Source organism: Nesterenkonia flava, from assembly GCF_031432335.1.
Lineage (GTDB): Bacteria > Actinomycetota > Actinomycetes > Actinomycetales > Micrococcaceae > Nesterenkonia > Nesterenkonia flava.
In genome coordinates, this window is the sequence record NZ_JAVKGT010000003.1 from 44,597 (window position 1) to 60,797 (window position 16,201).

Below are 16,201 nucleotides of genomic sequence, written 5' to 3' on the forward strand. Positions count from 1 at the left end.
GCGGGGGTGGTGGTCATCAGGCAAGCACCTCGAGGATGTCGTCGGTCTGGGCAAGGCGGCGTCCGGTGTAGAACGGGGTCTCGTCCCGGACGTGGTAGCGGGTCTCGGACTCGCGCAGCTTGCGCATCATGTCCACAAGATCCGTGAGCTTCGGGGATTCCAGCGCCAGCAGCCACTCCCAGTCGTTGAGGGCGAATGCGCTGGTGGTGTTGGCCAGCACGGAGGGGAACTCCTGACCCAGCATGCCGTGCTCGCGCAGCATCTTTCCGCGCTTGGCCGGTTCCATGAGGTACCAGTCGTAGCTGCGGTTGAAGGGGTAGACCACCAGCCAGTCCTCGGCCTCCACACCGCGGGCGAAGGCGGGCACGTGGGAGCGGGCGAACTCCGCGGTGCGGTGGACACCCATGGCGGAGAAGGCGATCTCGGTCTGGTTCAGCACGCCGGTGCGGTGCAGCAGGCGCAGAGCGGCCTGCAGCTCCTCAGCGGCGTGTCCGGTGAGCCAGAGCATGACGTCGGCATCGGCGCGCATACCTGAGACGTCATAGACTCCGCGCAGGATGATCTCCTGCTCGGCCAGGGCGGCGACGGCGTCGTCGAACTCCTTGGTGAGCTTCTTGGCGCTGCGGCCCTCCTGGGGCTCGCTGCGCACGATCCGGTCCCAGTAGCTCTGGGCGGGGCTGCGCTTGAAGACCGTGAAGAGGGTGAACCAGTCTTTGCCGGAGGAGTTGACGTCCTCGGCGGTGCGTTGGGGATTGCGGCCGTAACCTTCGCTCACTGCGGGCTCCTCCACTACTTCTTAAGAGTTCGTATTAAGCAGTCTAACCCGTGGAGCACGGTTTTCTACAGGCTGTAGAAGTGGGGTGGCTCACGGTGCCCGCTCGAGCCGGTGCGGCGGTCTGACTAGGCGCTGCGGCGGATCTGCTGCGTGAAGGCCAGGCGCTCGATATTGAACTCCCCGGGGCGGTGGTGGCGGCAGAACCCGCCCTCGGGAACCTGCTGCAGGTAGGTGGCCATCTGGGCGATCTCGGCGGCGGAGAACTCCTCGGCACGACGCCGGCGCGCCGGGCCTGGCCGCTGGGACTCCTCCCGCGAGCCCACGTCCAATCCGAAAAGCACGTCGAGGGCCTTGATGTAGTCCTCAGTCCGCCCTTCGGCGGCCAGCTCACGAGCTCGCACCGTGGGGGTGTGCAGCAGTTTGCGCACGATCCGGCGCACGGCGAACTCGACTTCCTCGGCCGCGGCGGTGCATCCGTGAGCCTTGCGGACCTTCTCCATCTCGGAGTCCAGCAGCTGCTGGGTGTGGCGCCGCAGGGCTACGATCGCGTCGTCGGCGGTGCGCTCACGGCGCTCCGTGAGGTACTGCTGGACCGATTCGGCGACGACGGCGCGCGCCTCCTCCACGGAGTCCTGGGTCTCCCCAGGGGCTGCGACCTTGACCGACTCGAGCGTGATCAGCTCCACGCCGTCCAGCTCCGCCACAGCGGGCTCGAAGTCGTGGGAGAGGGCCAGGTCGATCACCAGCAGCGGGGCCTCCCGCTCCGACAGCCCGGCCAGGGACTGGATCTCCTTGGCGGTGATGCGCCGGTTGCCCCCGGAGCATCCGATCACCAGGTCGGCCTCGCGGAAGGCTGCGGCGAGCTCATCCATGCGCAGGGGCTTGGCGTGTCCGCCGCGTTCGGCGACGAACTCTTCGGCCCGACCGGATCCGGAGAAGACGGAGATCTCCGGGACTCCCCGTTCCACGAGCTGGGCCAGCGACGTCCCGGCATAAGCGCCGGTGCCGATGAGCAGCACCTTCGCTTCACGGTAGAACTGCGGGCCGTCCCCGCGCATATCCCCGGCGATGTCCAGGGCCACAGAGACGATGGATCGCCCTCGTGCGCCCAGGGCGGTCTTGGTGCCCACGTCCTTGGCGGTCCGGGTGGCGGTCTCAAAAAGCTTGGTGAGGTTGCCCGATGCGGTGCCCGCGCTCTTGGCCTCGTTGAGGGAGCGGCGAACCTGACCGGCAATCTCTCGCTCGCCCATGACAGCGGAGTCCAGTCCGGCTCCGACCTCGAAGAGGTGGCTGACGGCGTCGTCCTCGATGAGGACCCTGAAGGAACGGGCCACGGTGTCGCGGTCCAGCCCTGAGGACTCTGCGACGGCGTCGAGCAGCTTCTCGCGGCTGGATTCGAGGTCCTCCGGCTTCTCGGAGGCCGACTCGGCGTAGATCTCCAGCCGGTTGCAGGTGGCCAGCGTGACGGCAGGCAGATCAACAGAAGCGGCGACGTCGGCCGCTCCTGAGGAGAGGGTTCCCACAGTCTCGAGGTCGAGATCGGTGTGGGTGGCAACAAGTGAAAAGAGAACCACGGCGGAGTTGATTCTACCGTGTGTCGAAGTTCGCGGCAGAATGGTGTCATGACTTCGACGACGCCGGCCTCTGCACTGCCCTCCGACCACCCGCTGATCACCGGCGTCACCGCTGACGCGCCGCTGCTGAATCAGTACCGGGGTTCGCGGACGGCGGACGGCGCGGCGGCCAAGCCGCAGCGGCGACCGGTGTGGTTCATGCGGCAGGCGGGCCGTTCGCTCCCGGAGTACCGCAAGCTGCGTGAAGGCACGACCATGCTGGACTCCTGTCTGAACCCGGAGATGGCCAGCGAGATCACTCTTCAGCCGGTGCGCCGCCACGACGTGGATGCGGCGATCTTCTTCTCCGACATCGTGATTCCCCTGCGCCTGGCCGGGGTGGATGTAGAGATCCAGCCGGGGGTGGGCCCGGTGCTGGGAACACCGGTGCGCAGTGCGGCAGATGTGGCCGCCCTGCCCCGGCTTGAGGAGGAGGCCTTCGCCCCGATCACCGAAGCCGTGCAGCGCACGGTCGCGGAGCTGGGATCCACCCCGCTGATCGGGTTCGCGGGAGCACCCTTCACCCTGGCCGCCTACATGGTTGAGGGCCGACCGTCGCGGGACCACCTGGGTCCGCGGACCATGATGCATGCCGATCCCCAGACCTGGGACGCGCTGGCATCCTGGGCCGCCGATGTCTCCGGACGATTCATGCGGGCCCAGCTGATGGCGGGCGCTTCAGCCGCTCAGCTCTTTGACTCGTGGGCGGGTTCCCTGGGGCGCGCGGACTACGCCGCCCACGTGCAGAAGCACTCCGCCGCAGCCTTCTCCCACGTGGCCGATCTGGGAACTCCGCTGGTCCACTTCGGCACGGGCACCGGGGAGATCCTGGATCTGATGAAGAACGCCGGGGACTCCGCGCTGGCTCTGGCCGGACGCGAGAACGACAGCACCGTGGTGGGCGTGGACTACCGGCTGAATCTGGCGGAGGCCACCGCACGTGTCGGCGCGGAGACCCCCTTGCAGGGCAACATTGACCCGGCCCTGCTCTCCGCTCCCTGGGATGTGCTTGAGGACCATGTGCGCGAGGTCATCGGCGACGGCGCCGGTGCTGCCGGCCATGTCCTCAATCTCGGTCACGGCGTCCCTCCGGAGACCGATCCCGAGGTCCTGACCCGCGTGGTGGAGCTCATCCACAGCATCGACTACTGATGAGCACCCGCAGTGCCGGCGGCAGCAGGATGACGAGCATCGTCGTGGGCGGCGGCGTCGCTGGTCTGACCGTGGCCTGGCAGCTGGCCAGGGCCGGACACTCGGTGACCGTGTACGAGGCCGGCGAGCAGCTGGGCGGCGCCGTCGCGCCCCAGACGCTGGCAGGCGTGCGGCTCGACGCCGGCGCAGAAGCGTTCGCCACACGCACCCCTGCGGTTCGTGAGCTGATCGATGATCTGGGCCTCAGCGACCAGGTGGTGTCCCCGACGCCCGCACCCGCGTGGCTTCAGCTGCCCGATAGGGCGGCTCCTCTGCCCGCCACGGGGCTGCTGGGCATCCCCGCCGACCCCGGGGCCGAGGACGTCCGTCGGCTGCTGGGAGACGAGGCCGCCGAACGCGCCCTGGAGGACCTGCATCTCCCGATGACTTGGCGTCCCGAGGACGCCCCGAGTCTGGGAGAGGTGGTACGTGCCCGCATGGGCGAGCCCGTGCTTCACCGTCTGGTCTCCCCCATCACCTCGGGGGTGCACTCCGCCGCCCCCGATGACCTTGATGTCCGGGCAGCGCACCCGAAGCTCTTCACCACCATGCTCGAGCAAGGGTCTCTGGCCCGCGCCGTGGCCCTCCTGCGCGCCCAGGCTCCGGCCGGCTCCGCAGTCCAGTCGCTGCGCGGCGGGATGAACACGCTCGTCTCTGCGCTGGAGATTCAGCTGAGGACTATGGGCGCGCGCCTGCTCCTGAAGACGCCGGTTGAGTCCCTCGCCGCGGTGGGGCACGCAGAGCTAAGGGCTGACCACGTGGTGCTGGCCGTGGACGGACCCGGCGCCTCGCGACTGGCCGCGGGGTGGTTGGACGGCACGGGGCTGGACGGCCCGGGAACGGTCGGCTCCGGACCGGGAGTTTCGAGTACCCCGGAGAAGGACTCCGGCGCGCAGGGAAGCGGGGTCGCACTGGTCACGCTGGTCCTGCACGCACCCGACCTTGATGGCCGTCCCCGGGGCACGGGCATGCTTGTGGCCCCCTCGGTGATGCACGTGGCGGCAAAGGCCATGACGCATGTTTCCGCCAAATGGGACTGGGCGGCGCGTGCTCTCATCCATCAGCTGGGACCGGGCCACCACGTGGTGCGCCTGTCCTACGGCCGGATCACCGATTCGGCGGACACTCTGGGGTACAGATCCCGCGATGAAGACCTCCTGGCGGCCGCCATGGACGATGTCCCCCAGCTCTTCGGCCTGTCCCGCACCCAGCTGGAGGTCCTCGACGCCAGCGTGGTCCGATGGGACAAGGCGCTGCCCGGTGCCGCGACCGAGCAGCGCACGCAGGCCCAGGCACTGCGTGCCGCCCTGGCTGAGCGGCGAGCCGCGAGAGCCGCCGGGGAGCCCGCGTTCTACACGGTAGGCACCTGGTTCGCCGGCACCGGCCTGGCCCAGGTCATTCCTGATGCCCGCAATGTGGCGGCACAGGTTCTGGGGTCGGCGTCGTCCTGACCATCCGGGATGCGGGCATGGAGGAAGTTCCAAGCTCGTATGGTGCCGGTGCTGACCTGCGGCTCCTAACGTCACCGGTAATGGTCGAGCAGACCGGCAACCGATTCCGCGTAAGGGAAGGTGATGGATCATGCAGCTCTCCGCTCTACGACACATCTACGAGGCCGAGGCTCCCTTTGCCACGGTCTATCTTGAGGCACAGCCCGCCTCAGCCGACGCCGAGCAGAAGGTCAGGCTGCGATGGGAAGAGCTCAAGAGTCAGCTCGCCGACGCCGGCGCGCACGAGGAGGCGCTGTCAGCCTTGGAAAACGCCGTGATCACGGAGAACCCCACCGCGGTCCAGACTGAAGGGCGGGTGCTGGTGGCCAACCGCACCGGCCTGCTGCTGGAGGAGGACTTTGACGCCACGGGCGCCGGGGGCGACCACGCTGAGCTCGGGGAACCTGCCCAGCTGGGTGATTACCTGCGCCAGCGCCTGCGGTCCGTGCGGATGCTGGTGGCCGTGACGGATCAGGAGCAGGCAGTGCTGCGCAGGCTCGTACTCACCTCCTCCGATGTTCTCGACACCGAGGAGGAGCAGACCGTTGAGGGTTCAGCGGTGGAATCGGTGCACAAACCTCGAGGGCAGCACCTGAAGCACCGCCAGATCCAGAACACCGCCGACGAGGCCGCCAAGCAGAACATCCGCGATGTGCTTACTCAGCTGAAGAAGACCGCCCAACGCTTCCAGCCCGACGTCGTGGTGCTGGCCGGCGAGGTCCAGGGACGCCGCCTGCTGCACAATGAGCTTCCCCACGACCTCCAGCAGATTGCCCACGAGGTCGAGTCCGGAGGCGGTATTGCCGCCGAGAGCGCTGACGAGGGCGCAGAACAGGCCCTGTCGGAGGATCTGAGCGACCTGGCTCGCCAGATCACGCTGGAACGCACTCGCGAGCTGACCGACCGTTACCGGGAAGCGCGGGCGCACAATCTGGCAGTGGAGGGTGCTGAGAACATCCGCCGCGCCGTGCAGCTCGGCGCGGTGGAGACGCTGCTGCTCCGCTACGACGAGCGGGCCCAAGACGAGGATCAGCTCCTGCAGGCCGCCGCCAGCGTCGACGCGGCCGTGGGCCTCGTCGGCACCGGGGTGGCGGACCAGGCGGCTGCCATTCTGCGCTATGAGGCCCCCGTGGACCAGATGGACACCCAGCCCTAAGACCCGCTGGACCTGTCGCTGCTGTTGTCGTCGGAACGGCCCCGAGTTCCGACGACAACAGCAGCACTGGTTATCCACAATTCTCCGCCACGCCCCCAGCAGGCGAGCCCGCGGCTCGAGACTGGGGGCATGCGCCGCCTCTCCCCGTTCCCCGCCTCCCTGTACGGTCACACCTTCACCCGCCGTGAAGCTCTTCATGCGGGGTTGACGGATGAACGCCTGCGCCGCCGGGACGTCCGGCGGCTCTCACGCGGGGTTTACCAGCACCTGACGGGTGTATCCCCGCTACAGCAGGCCACTGCCGATCCTGAGCTGCTACACAGGTTCCTTGCACGTCACCCGAGGTTGCGCTTGAGCAACACCACCGCGGCCCGCTTTCTGGGCTTTCCACTTCCGACGCGCCTGCGGGACGACGACGTTATCCATCTCTCGGGCAGCTCCGCAGGCGTCTTCGCCGCTCCGTCTGGTCTGCGGCTGTTGATCCACCGGCCTGCTGCCTTGCCTGGGGAGGTCATGAGGTGGCACGGTGCGGCGGTTTCCAGCGGTCCTCGGCTGGTTCCTCGACATGGCGCCAATGCTGGCGCCGGATGACCTGACCATTCTCGGCGACAGCCTTGTCCGGCAGCCGCGGGCCCAGCTGGAGGGCCGCAGTACTCCGTGGACTGCCCTGCGGGATCTGCGCGCCAGCGTGTATGAGCATCCTGGAACGCCTGGAATCCGGTCGCGAGGACTAGGGCCAAGAAACTCGCTAGAGAGAGAGCGTTGCCCGGGCCGCCGCGCATGTGGGGGCACGATAGGCCTCCCCGAAGAGCAGCCAGTGGACTGCCAAGTAGAACAGCTGGTGCACGGGGATGCGCTCCTCCCACCCGGACCGCAGCGGCGCGGTGCGCTCGTATGCTGCCATGACTGCCTCCAGGTGCGGAAGCCCGAACAACTGCAGCATCGCCAGGTCATCCTCCCGGTGGCCTGCGTGGGCGGCCGGATCAATCAGCACCGCCACGACGTCGTCCGCTCGCCCCACCTCGTCGCCGGGTGTCCAGAGGACGTTGCCGCTCCACAGATCCCCATGGATGCGCGAGCGGGATTCGGCGTCGTCGAAATCTCCGTCCGCGATGCGGTCGCTGGCGCCCTCCAGCAGGTCCCTCTCGGCGGCGGTCAGCCGGTTCTGCAGTGCCGCGAGCACGGGGCTCAGACGCTCACTGGCACAGAAGGCGCCCCAGGAGTCATGTGTGCCGGTTCCCATGCGAAGCGGCTGATCCGCGGGACCAAAGAGCGGCGGCTCATCGCTGGGATGCTCGCCAGGCAACACCCCGAACGCCGTCCCCGACGGCAGGGAGCGGTGCGTCCGCGCCAGCGCAGCACCGAAGACCTCAGCGGCTTCCGGGGTACTGGGCACAGACGGAATCTCCTGAAGCACTAGCTCTCCCGGCGCCACAGAGAGCACCGGTATCACGGAAGCTCCTCCCCCGGGCTCAGCCTCAGCCAACCAGCGCAGGCCGGCAGCCTCTATCCGGGCAGCCTGGGACCACCCGGGGGGACTGGGCTTCCGGAACACCATGGCCGTAGGCGACAGCGCCGCGCCGGTGCGGCCTCAGAGACCAGTGGGCGTGGGCTGCAGCTGCCGGTGCTCGATGCCGAGGCTGCCGACCACGCACCAGTCCGGAGCCTCGTCGCTGTTGGGAGAGGCCGGTCGGCGCACGGGCACTCCGGCCTCCTCCGCGATGAGGGCGCCGGCGGCCCAGTCGTGCTCCCAAATCCCGTATTCGGCATAAGCGTCCAGGGCGCCATCAGCCACCATGCAAATGTCCAGGGCCGCGGCACCCAACCGGCGCAGGTTGCCGAAGTTCCGCAGCATCTCGGCCACGGCTGCGGTCTGCTCGTCACGGCGATCCGGGTCATAGCCGAAGCCGGTGGCCAGCAGTCCCGCGTGCGGGTCCCCGGTGGGGCCTGCTAGGCGCACCGGCTCTCCTCCGTTCCGTGTGGTGAAGGACCCCTGACCGCGGGAGCCCCACCAGATGCGCCGCAGCGCCGGGGCGTTGACCACTCCGGCCAGCCAGTCGCCGTCGGGCCCCTGAACTCCCACCGAGGTGCCGTAGTAGGCGATGCCCCGGACAAAGTTCGTGGTGCCGTCCAGCGGATCGATGGACCAGCGGTAGCCGCTGGGGTCCTCCACCTCCGTGGTGCCGTACTCCTCACCGGAGATGGAATCGTGGGGACGACGACGGCTGATCACCTCACGCACGGCCTCCTCAGCCCGCCGGTCAAAGTCGGTGACCAGGTCGGACTCCGAGGACTTGGTCTTCACCCCGGACTCGGCCTGAGTCAGAACTGTGCCTGCCGGGGCCACCGTCTCGCGTTCAGCCAGCACGGCCGCGCCGGCCGCCGCCGCTTCCTGAGCAATCTCCAGCAGCTCGGCCACACTGATGCTCGTCGTCTTCTCCGTCATTTCTGCACCCCTTCGGGACCCTTCTCCAACAGCTGTACAAACTCATCCTCGTCCAGCACCGGCACGCCCAGCGACTCGGCCTTGGCCAGCTTGGACCCTGCGCTCTCCCCAGCCACCACGTAATCGGTCTTCTTCGAGACCGAACCGGCAGCACGGCCGCCACGGGAGATGATGGCCTCCTTGGACTCGTCCCGGGAGAAGTTCTCCAGGGAGCCGGTGACCACCACCGTGAGACCTTCCAGAGTCCGAGGCATGGATTCGTCGACGTCGTCCTCCATCCGCACCCCGGCCTCGGCCCAGCGCTGGATGATGTGGCAGTGCCAGTCCACACTGAACCACTCCCGGATGGAGGAGGCGATGGTGGGACCGACCCCGTCGATGCCGGCCAGCTCCTCCTCGGTGGCGGCGCGGATCTTCTCCATGGAGCCATAGGCGCTGGCCAGAGCGCGGGAGGCCGTAGGGCCCACGTGCCGGATGGACAGGGCCACCAACACCCGCCACAACGGCTGCTCCTTGGCCTTCTCCAGTTCGGAGAAGAGCTTGGTGGTGTTCTCCCGGGGCTTCGATGCCTCCTTCAGCTCGCCCTTGGAGTACTGGGGCTTGGTCCAGAAGTAGAGGACGGGAGCATACCGGCCCGTCCCCTCGAACTTGCCGGTCTCGGAGCTCTTCTCCAGAACCTCCCGCCAACGGTAGATCCCTTTGAGGTCCTCGGGGGTGAGGTGGAAGAGGTCGGCCTCGTTGCGCAACACCGGCTTCTGCGGGAGCGGCTGACCCTCGTCGTCGTACTCCACCGGCGCTCCGGACTCCGCAGTCTTCTCCGGGTCGATGAGCTCCTTGGGCGGGCGCACCTCTTCCGGGTCCGGATTGGTCAGCGCCAGGCCGGCCTCTTCCCCGAGGGCCTCGATGTCCAGGGCGCCGCGGGAGCCCACGTGGATGACGCGTTCGGCGAGCTGGGCGGGGCAGGATTCAGCGTTGGGGCAGCGGTAGTCGACGTCGCCCTCCTTAGCCGGGGCCAGCTCCGCGCCGCACGCGGGGCAGTGGGAGGGGAAGACGAAGTCCTTCAGCCGTCCGGGCTCCTTCTCACGCTTCTCCCGCTCCGCGAGCACAGGCCCCAGCACCTCGGGGATGACATCACCGGCTTTGCGGACCAGCACCCGGTCGCCGATCTTGACGTTCTTCAGCTTCACCACGTCCTGGTTGTGCAGGGTGGCCTTGGAGACCTCAGAGCCGGCCACGAGCACCGGCTCCAGTACGGCGAACGGCGTGACTCGGCCGGTGCGGCCCACCTGCACGCGGATGTCCAGCAGCTCCGTGGACTTCTCCTCCGGTGGGTACTTATACGCTGCGGCCCAACGAGGCACCCGGGAGGTGTGGCCCAAGACGCGCTGCAGTTCGAAGCTGTCCACCTTGATGACGACGCCGTCGATCTCGTGGACCAGGCTGTGGCGCTTCTCAAGGTACTCATCGAGGTAGGCCTCGATCTCCTCGTAGCTGCGCAGCAGTTTGGTGTAAGGGCTCACCGGCAGGCCCCAGGCGGCGAGCTGGTCGTAGGTCTGGTGCTGGGAGGTCAGGGTGACGCCGTCCCGGGCGCCCACTCCGTGGACGAACATGGACAGGGGGCGCTCGGCGGTCTTGGCCGGATCCTTCTGCCGCAAGGAGCCGGCGGCCGCGTTGCGAGGGTTGGCCAGGGGCGCTTTGCCCTGGGCGGTGAGCTGCTCGTTGAACGCATGGAACTCGGCGGTGGGCATGAAGATCTCCCCACGCACCTCCAGCTCTGCGGGGTGATTCTCGCCCTTCAGCTGCTGAGGGATGTCACCGATGGTGAGCACGTTGTGCGTGACATCCTCACCGGTGATGCCGTCACCGCGGGTGGCGGCGCGCACTAGCTTGCCGTCTCGGTAGAGCAGGTTGATCGCGAGCCCGTCGATCTTGACCTCGGCGAGCCATGTCAGTCCCTTCTCGACGGCGTCGGGCCGCTGCTGCTGGAGACTGGCCACGGCGCGGTCGTACCAGGTGCGCAGCTCGCTGCGGGAGAAGAGATCCTCCAGGGAATAGAGCCGCTGGATGTGGGTCACGGGCGCGAACGCCTCCGAGACCTCGCCTCCGACCTCCTGGGTGGGTGAGTCGCTGGCGACCAGTTCGGGGTGCTCGGCCTCAATCTGCTGCAGACGCTCAAAGAGTTCGTCGAACTCAGCGTCGGTGATCAGAGGCGCATCCTCCTGGTAGTAGGCGATGCGGTGTTTGCGCACCTCCTCCACCAGCTGGGCGTACTCCTCCCGCAGGTCCAGGTCAGGGGTGGCGTCGTCGTCGTTCACAGCTTCACTCACCCGTCCCACTTTAGTGGCCGCAGCTGTCTGGTTCCTGGAGGCTCAGACGGCGAAGCCCCGCCGGCACAGGGCCGGCGGGGCTTCTCTCCGCGGTGAACGCAGGGTGTTCAGTGAGCGAGGATCAGACGTCTGCGGTGTCCTTCACCCGGGTACGGCTCACCGTCACCATGTCCTCGGGGCCCTCAATGTACTCCGGGTCCTCCATCAGACGACCAGCCTTGCGATCGGCGAAGTACTGCTCGACCTCCTTCTTGACCACCGGCGCCAGGATGACCAGGCCGACGACGTTGATGAAGATGCACAGGAACAGCGCCGAGTCGGCGAAGTCGATGATGTTGCCGAAGGAGACCACGCAACCCACGACGACCATGACGCAGACGATGACGCGGAAGGTCGTGTCTCCGGCGGTGGACTTGCCGAAGATGTAGCGCCATGCCTGCAGTCCGTAGTAGCTCCAGGTGATCAGGGTCGAGAAGGCGAAGAGGAACACTGCCACTGCCAGGATCACCGAGAAGTTGGAGAAGAAGGTCTCGAAGGCATCCTGGGTCAGCGTGATGTCGCCGATCGGCACCTCGTCATCCGGAACAGCTGCTTGCTCCTCCTCCGACAGGGCGATGAAGTCCATACGGTCCAGGAAGGACTGCGGAGCAGCGAAGATGATCACCAGGGCGGTCATGGTACACACCACCACGGTGTCCAGGAAGGGCTCCAGCGTCGCGACCAGACCCTCGGAGGCCGGACGACGGGTCTTGACCGCCGAGTGAGCGATCGGAGCGGAGCCGACGCCGGCTTCGTTGGAGAAGGCAGCGCGCTGGACGCCGATGATGATCACGCCGATCACGCCACCGGCGATGCCCTCCGGGCTGAAGGCGCCGGAGATGATGGAGCCGATCGCGTCGCCGATGTTGTTGATGTTGGCGGCAATGATGAGCAGGCACGCCAGCACGTAGACGCCAGCCATGACGGGCACGAGGGTGGCCGTCCAGGTGGCGATGCGCTTGACGCCGCCGATGATCACCAGAGCCACCAGGGCGGCGAAGACCAGGCCGAAGATCAGGGCCTGCACCTCGTCGCCGAGGAAGTTCTCATTGCCGGTGACCTGCTGGCCTGCCCCGGCGATGGAGGCGAAGGCCTGGTTCGCCTGGAACATGCCGCCGCCGATCACGCCGAAGAGCATGACAGAGATGGCGAAGATACCGGTGATGATGGCCACCGGGATGCGACCCAGCTTACGGAAGGCCACGGGCAGGTACTTGAAGGGACCGCCGTGGACGGTACCGTCCTCATCGATGGTGCGGTACCGCACGCCCAGCGTGCACTCGACGAACTTGGTGCACATGCCGAAGAGACCCGCGAGGATCATCCAGAAGGTGGCGCCCGGTCCGCCCAGGCCGATTGCAGCGGCCACACCGGCGATGTTGCCCAGGCCCACGGTGCCGGAGACTGCTGCAGTCAGCGCTTGGAAGTGCGTGATCTCGCCGGGATCGTCCTTGCGGGACCACTTGCCGCGCACCACCTCGAGCGCGACGGCGAATCCCCGGAACTGCACGGCTTTGAAGTAGATGGTGAAGCCGATGGCGGCCACGATGGCCCACAGGACCACCAGGGAGCCGTCCCACAGGGCGGAGTCCTCCGGAAAGGGCCGGCCCAGGGGGACTGTCACTTCGGTGCCGAAGATCAGGTTCACAAAGAACTCGGTGACATTGCCGAAGCCTTCGTCAATGGAGTTAGCGATCTGCTGGACGCCGGAGACGGCCTCTTCCCCTCCACCGTTGGCCGCTTCTTCGGCTTCGGCCTCTTCAGCCGCTAATAGCCCCAATGGATTCATGTGTGCATCCCCTTTTCGGATGTTGCCTCATCGGATGTGTCGAGTGCGTCCACGCCGGGTAGGCGATCTGCGTGTGGCAGAAATGTACCCGGCGTCTGTTTCCCCCACTTTGCAAAAGTTTGGAAAAATGTGACGACCATATTTCAGGATTGCTAAGTTCCTTGTCAAGACGTCAACAAAAAGCGCCCCTGATGCGCAGTCTGCACATCAGGGGCGCTTTCGCCAGCTGGAAGAACGCTTGCTCAGCCCTCGATTCCCAGTTTGTTCAGGACGATTTCGCGCACCTTGCCGGCGTCGGCCTGGCCGCGTGTCTCCTTCATCACCGGACCGATCAGGGCACCGATGGCTTTGAGCTTTCCGGCGGCGACCTTCTCCACCACATCCGGATTCTCCGCCATCGCCTTCTCCACGGCGGCGGTGAGGGCTTCGTCGTCGGAGACGACCTCCAGCCCGCGAGCGGAGACGATCTCCGTAGGTGTTCCCTCGCCGTCGAGGTGGTGCTCCAGGACCTGGCGGGCGATCTTGTCGTTGATCCGTCCCTCCTCGATGAGGCCGTTGAGCTCCACGATCGTGGAGGGCTCCACCCCCAGGGCGCCCGGATCGGTGTCGCGTGCGTTGGCGATGCGCGAGATCTCACCCATCCACCACTTGCGGGCCACCGCGGGGGTGGCGCCCTGGCTGACGGTCTGGTCGATCTGATCCATCAGGCCGGCAGCGATGACGTCGCGGAACTCCTTGTCGGAGTAGCCCCACGCCTCCCGCAGGCGACGACGACGCGCCGCCGGCGGCTCCGGCAGCTCGGCGCGCAGCTTCTCGATCCACTCCTCGGTGGTGACGATCGGCACCAGGTCCGGTTCAGGGAAGTAGCGGTAGTCGTCGGCGTCGGACTTGGGGCGGCCCGAGGAGGTGGTCCGGGTGTCCTCCTTCCAGTGCCGGGTCTCCTGCACGATGGAGCCCCCGGCAGCCAGAATGCCAGCGTGGCGACGGATCTCGTAGTGGACCGCGTGCTCCACGGCGCGCAGGGAGTTGACGTTCTTGGTCTCCGACCGGGTCCCGAACTGCGAGGCGCCCTTCTCCATCAAGGAGACGTTGGCGTCGCAGCGGACGTTGCCGCGCTCCATCTTCGCGTCCGAGATGTTCAGCGCCTTGACGATGTCGCGGATCGCCGAGACGTAGGCGCGGGCGATCTCCGGTGCACGCTCACCGGCACCGGTGATCGGCTTGGTGACGATCTCGATGAGCGGCACACCAGCGCGGTTGTAGTCCACCAGAGAGTAGTCCGCCCCCTGGATGCGACCGGAGGTTCCGGCGTGAGTCAGCTTGCCGGCGTCCTCCTCCATGTGGGCGCGCTCGATCTCCACGCGGAAGATCTCGCCGTCGTCGAGCTCCACGTCGAGGAAGCCCTCGAAGGCGATGGGCTCGTCGTACTGAGAGGTCTGCCAGTTCTTGGGGGTATCAGGGTAGAAGTACTGCTTGCGGGCGAAGCGGCAGTACGGAGCGATCTGGCAGTTCAGCGCCAGGCCGAGCTTGATCGCATACTCCACGGCCTTGCCGTTGACCACCGGAAGCGTACCCGGCAGTCCCAGGTCCACCTCGTTGACGTTGGTGTTGGGCTCGTCGCCGAACGCGTTGGGCGCGGAGGAGAACATCTTGGTCTGGGTGTTCAGCTCCACGTGGACCTCAAAGCCCATCACCGGCTCGTAGCGCTCCAGTGCCTCCTCGAAGCTGAGCGGAGCGGGTTCAGTCGTCAGCGTGTCAGTCATGTGCTGGGCCTCCTTCGGTTTCAGGCGCGAGGGCCGGCGCCGCTGCAGCCGGCCGAGAGTCGGCGGAACCTGCGCCCGCCGCCGGAACGAGCTCGGGGACCTGTGCCCAGAGGGGCGTCTCGGCGTCGTCGTTGAGCAGCTTCTCCAGAGCTCCGGCGGCGTGGTAGACGCGTGCGTCCTCCCGGGCCGGGGCCAGGAACTGGATACCCACGGGGAGTCCGTCGGAGAGGCCTCCCGGGACGGAGATGCCAGGGATCCCGGCCAGGTTTGCGGGGATGGTGGCCACGTCGTTGAGGTACATGGCCAGTGGATCATCCAGCTTCTCCCCCAGCGGGAACGCCACCACCGGGGAGGTGGGCGAGATCAGGACGTCGGCTTTCTCGAAAGCGGCGTCGAAGTCACGCTGGATGAGGGTGCGGACCTTCTGGGCAGAGCCGTAGTAGGCGTCGTAGTAACCAGCGGAGAGCGCATAGGTTCCCAGCATGATGCGGCGCTTGACCTCGTCACCGAAGCCCGCGGCGCGCGTGGCCCCCATGACTCGTTCGATGGTGATCGGCCCCTCCTGCGGCAGCACGCGGTTGCCGTAGCGGACGCCGTCGTAGCGCGCCAGGTTGGAGGAGGCTTCCGAGGGCATGATCAGGTAGTAGGCGTCCAGCGCGGAGTCGAAGCTCGGGCAGTCCACCTCCACGATCTCGGCACCGGCGGCGCGCAGCTTCTCCAGGGCCTCCTGGAAACGGTCCAGCACACCCTGCTGGTAACCCTCGCCCTGCAGCTGCTTGATCACACCCACCCGCAGTCCGGCCACATCCTGGCTCAGCGCGGCGCTGAAGGGCGGCACGGGATCGGGCAGGGACGTGGAGTCCTTAGGGTCGTGTCCGGCGATCAGCTCGTGCAGCAGTGCGGCATCCTCCACCGTGCGGGTCACCGGACCGATCTGATCCAGGGAGGAGGCCATGGCGATCGCCCCGTAGCGGGAGACGCTGCCGTAGGTGGGCTTGGTGCCCACGGTGCCGGTCACCGCACCGGGCTGACGGATGGAGCCGCCGGTGTCGGTGCCCAGGGCCAGGGGAGCCTCGAAGGCCGCCACCGCGGCAGCGGAGCCGCCGCCGGAGCCGCCCGGAATGCGGGAGGTGTCCCAGGGATTGCGCGTAGGACCGTAGGCCGAGTGCTCCGTGGAGGAGCCCATCGCAAACTCATCCAGGTTGGTCTTGCCGAGGATGGGCAGCTTCGCGGCACGGATCTTCTCAATGACCGTGGCGTCATAGGGGCTCATCCAGCCCTCAAGCATCTTGGAGCCGGCCGTGGTGGGCTGACCCTTGGTGACGATGAGGTCCTTGATGGCGATCGGCACACCGGCCAGGGGGTGCAGCGCCTGGGCCTCCTCGCCGCCGGCGGTGCGGATAGCATCCACCTCTGCCGCGGTGGCCAAGGCCTCCTCCGCGGAGACGTGCAGGAACGCATTGATGCCGCTGTCCCCGCCGTCCACGGCAGCGATGCGGTCAAGGTGGGCCCGGGTCAGCTCGACGGAGGTGATCTCCCCGGCGCGCAGGGCGGCGGCCATCTGGGCCGCCGTCAGACGAATCATCGATTCTGGCGTCGTCGTCATCTCGTG

At 67.3% G+C, this 16,201-nt stretch carries 11 protein-coding genes; 3 read left to right on the forward strand and 8 right to left on the reverse strand.

All coding sequences use genetic code 11. From position 1 onward, the window contains the following. Positions 1-16: 16 nt before the first annotated feature. Together hemQ and RH857_RS01745 are read right to left on the reverse strand one after the other, a co-directional pair. Positions 17-775 carry a hydrogen peroxide-dependent heme synthase gene (hemQ, locus tag RH857_RS01740; RefSeq protein WP_310536250.1) on the reverse strand — a complete coding sequence of 253 codons (759 nt, stop codon included), beginning with the start codon at positions 773-775 and terminating at the stop codon, positions 17-19. Between the two features lie 125 nt (positions 776-900). After that, positions 901-2,349, reverse strand: coding sequence for a glutamyl-tRNA reductase (locus RH857_RS01745; protein WP_310536251.1), 1,449 nt, complete (start codon positions 2,347-2,349; stop codon positions 901-903). 48 nt (positions 2,350-2,397) lie between these two features. Here RH857_RS01745 and hemE point away from each other — a divergent pair, with 48 nt between their 5' ends. The 3 genes from hemE (at position 2,398) to RH857_RS01760 (ending at position 6,225) form a co-directional block, all read left to right on the forward strand. Next, a complete protein-coding gene (gene hemE, locus RH857_RS01750; RefSeq protein ID WP_310536252.1) occupies positions 2,398-3,540 on the forward strand; it encodes a uroporphyrinogen decarboxylase in 1,143 nt (380 codons plus the stop codon). Next, positions 3,540-5,030 carry a protoporphyrinogen/coproporphyrinogen oxidase gene (locus RH857_RS01755; RefSeq protein ID WP_310536253.1) on the forward strand — a complete coding sequence of 497 codons (1,491 nt, stop codon included), beginning with the start codon at positions 3,540-3,542 and terminating at the stop codon, positions 5,028-5,030. Before hemE ends, RH857_RS01755 begins: the two co-directional genes overlap by 1 nt. 130 nt (positions 5,031-5,160) lie before the next feature. Next, a complete protein-coding gene (locus RH857_RS01760) occupies positions 5,161-6,225 on the forward strand; it encodes a baeRF2 domain-containing protein (RefSeq protein ID WP_310536254.1) in 1,065 nt (354 codons plus the stop codon). A 748-nt stretch (positions 6,226-6,973) separates the two neighbouring features. On the opposite strand, the gene RH857_RS01765 is transcribed toward RH857_RS01760, so the two are convergent. From RH857_RS01765 to gatA, 6 genes are all read right to left on the reverse strand, one after another. Further along, the gene (locus RH857_RS01765; RefSeq protein ID WP_310536255.1) at positions 6,974-7,783 is read right to left on the reverse strand and encodes a fructosamine kinase family protein; all 810 of its coding nucleotides are present in this window, start codon (positions 7,781-7,783) and stop codon (positions 6,974-6,976) included. Positions 7,784-7,816: 33 nt separating this feature from the next. Next, positions 7,817-8,671, reverse strand: coding sequence for an inositol monophosphatase family protein (locus RH857_RS01770; RefSeq protein ID WP_310536256.1), 855 nt, complete (start codon positions 8,669-8,671; stop codon positions 7,817-7,819). Beyond that, positions 8,668-10,998, reverse strand: a complete 2,331-nt coding sequence (gene ligA, locus RH857_RS01775) for an NAD-dependent DNA ligase LigA (protein WP_374761099.1) — start codon at positions 10,996-10,998, stop codon at positions 8,668-8,670. Before ligA ends, RH857_RS01770 begins: the two co-directional genes overlap by 4 nt. Before the next feature lie 121 nt (positions 10,999-11,119). Next, entirely contained in the window at positions 11,120-12,826 is a 1,707-nt protein-coding gene (locus RH857_RS01780) for an alanine/glycine:cation symporter family protein (protein ID WP_310536258.1), read from the reverse strand. 242 nt (positions 12,827-13,068) lie between these two features. Next, the gene (gatB, locus tag RH857_RS01785; protein ID WP_310536259.1) at positions 13,069-14,589 is read right to left on the reverse strand and encodes an Asp-tRNA(Asn)/Glu-tRNA(Gln) amidotransferase subunit GatB; all 1,521 of its coding nucleotides are present in this window, start codon (positions 14,587-14,589) and stop codon (positions 13,069-13,071) included. Continuing rightward, a complete protein-coding gene (gene gatA, locus RH857_RS01790; RefSeq protein WP_310536260.1) occupies positions 14,582-16,195 on the reverse strand; it encodes an Asp-tRNA(Asn)/Glu-tRNA(Gln) amidotransferase subunit GatA in 1,614 nt (537 codons plus the stop codon). The genes gatB and gatA overlap by 8 nt, the downstream gene beginning before the upstream one ends. Positions 16,196-16,201 lie beyond the last annotated feature (6 nt).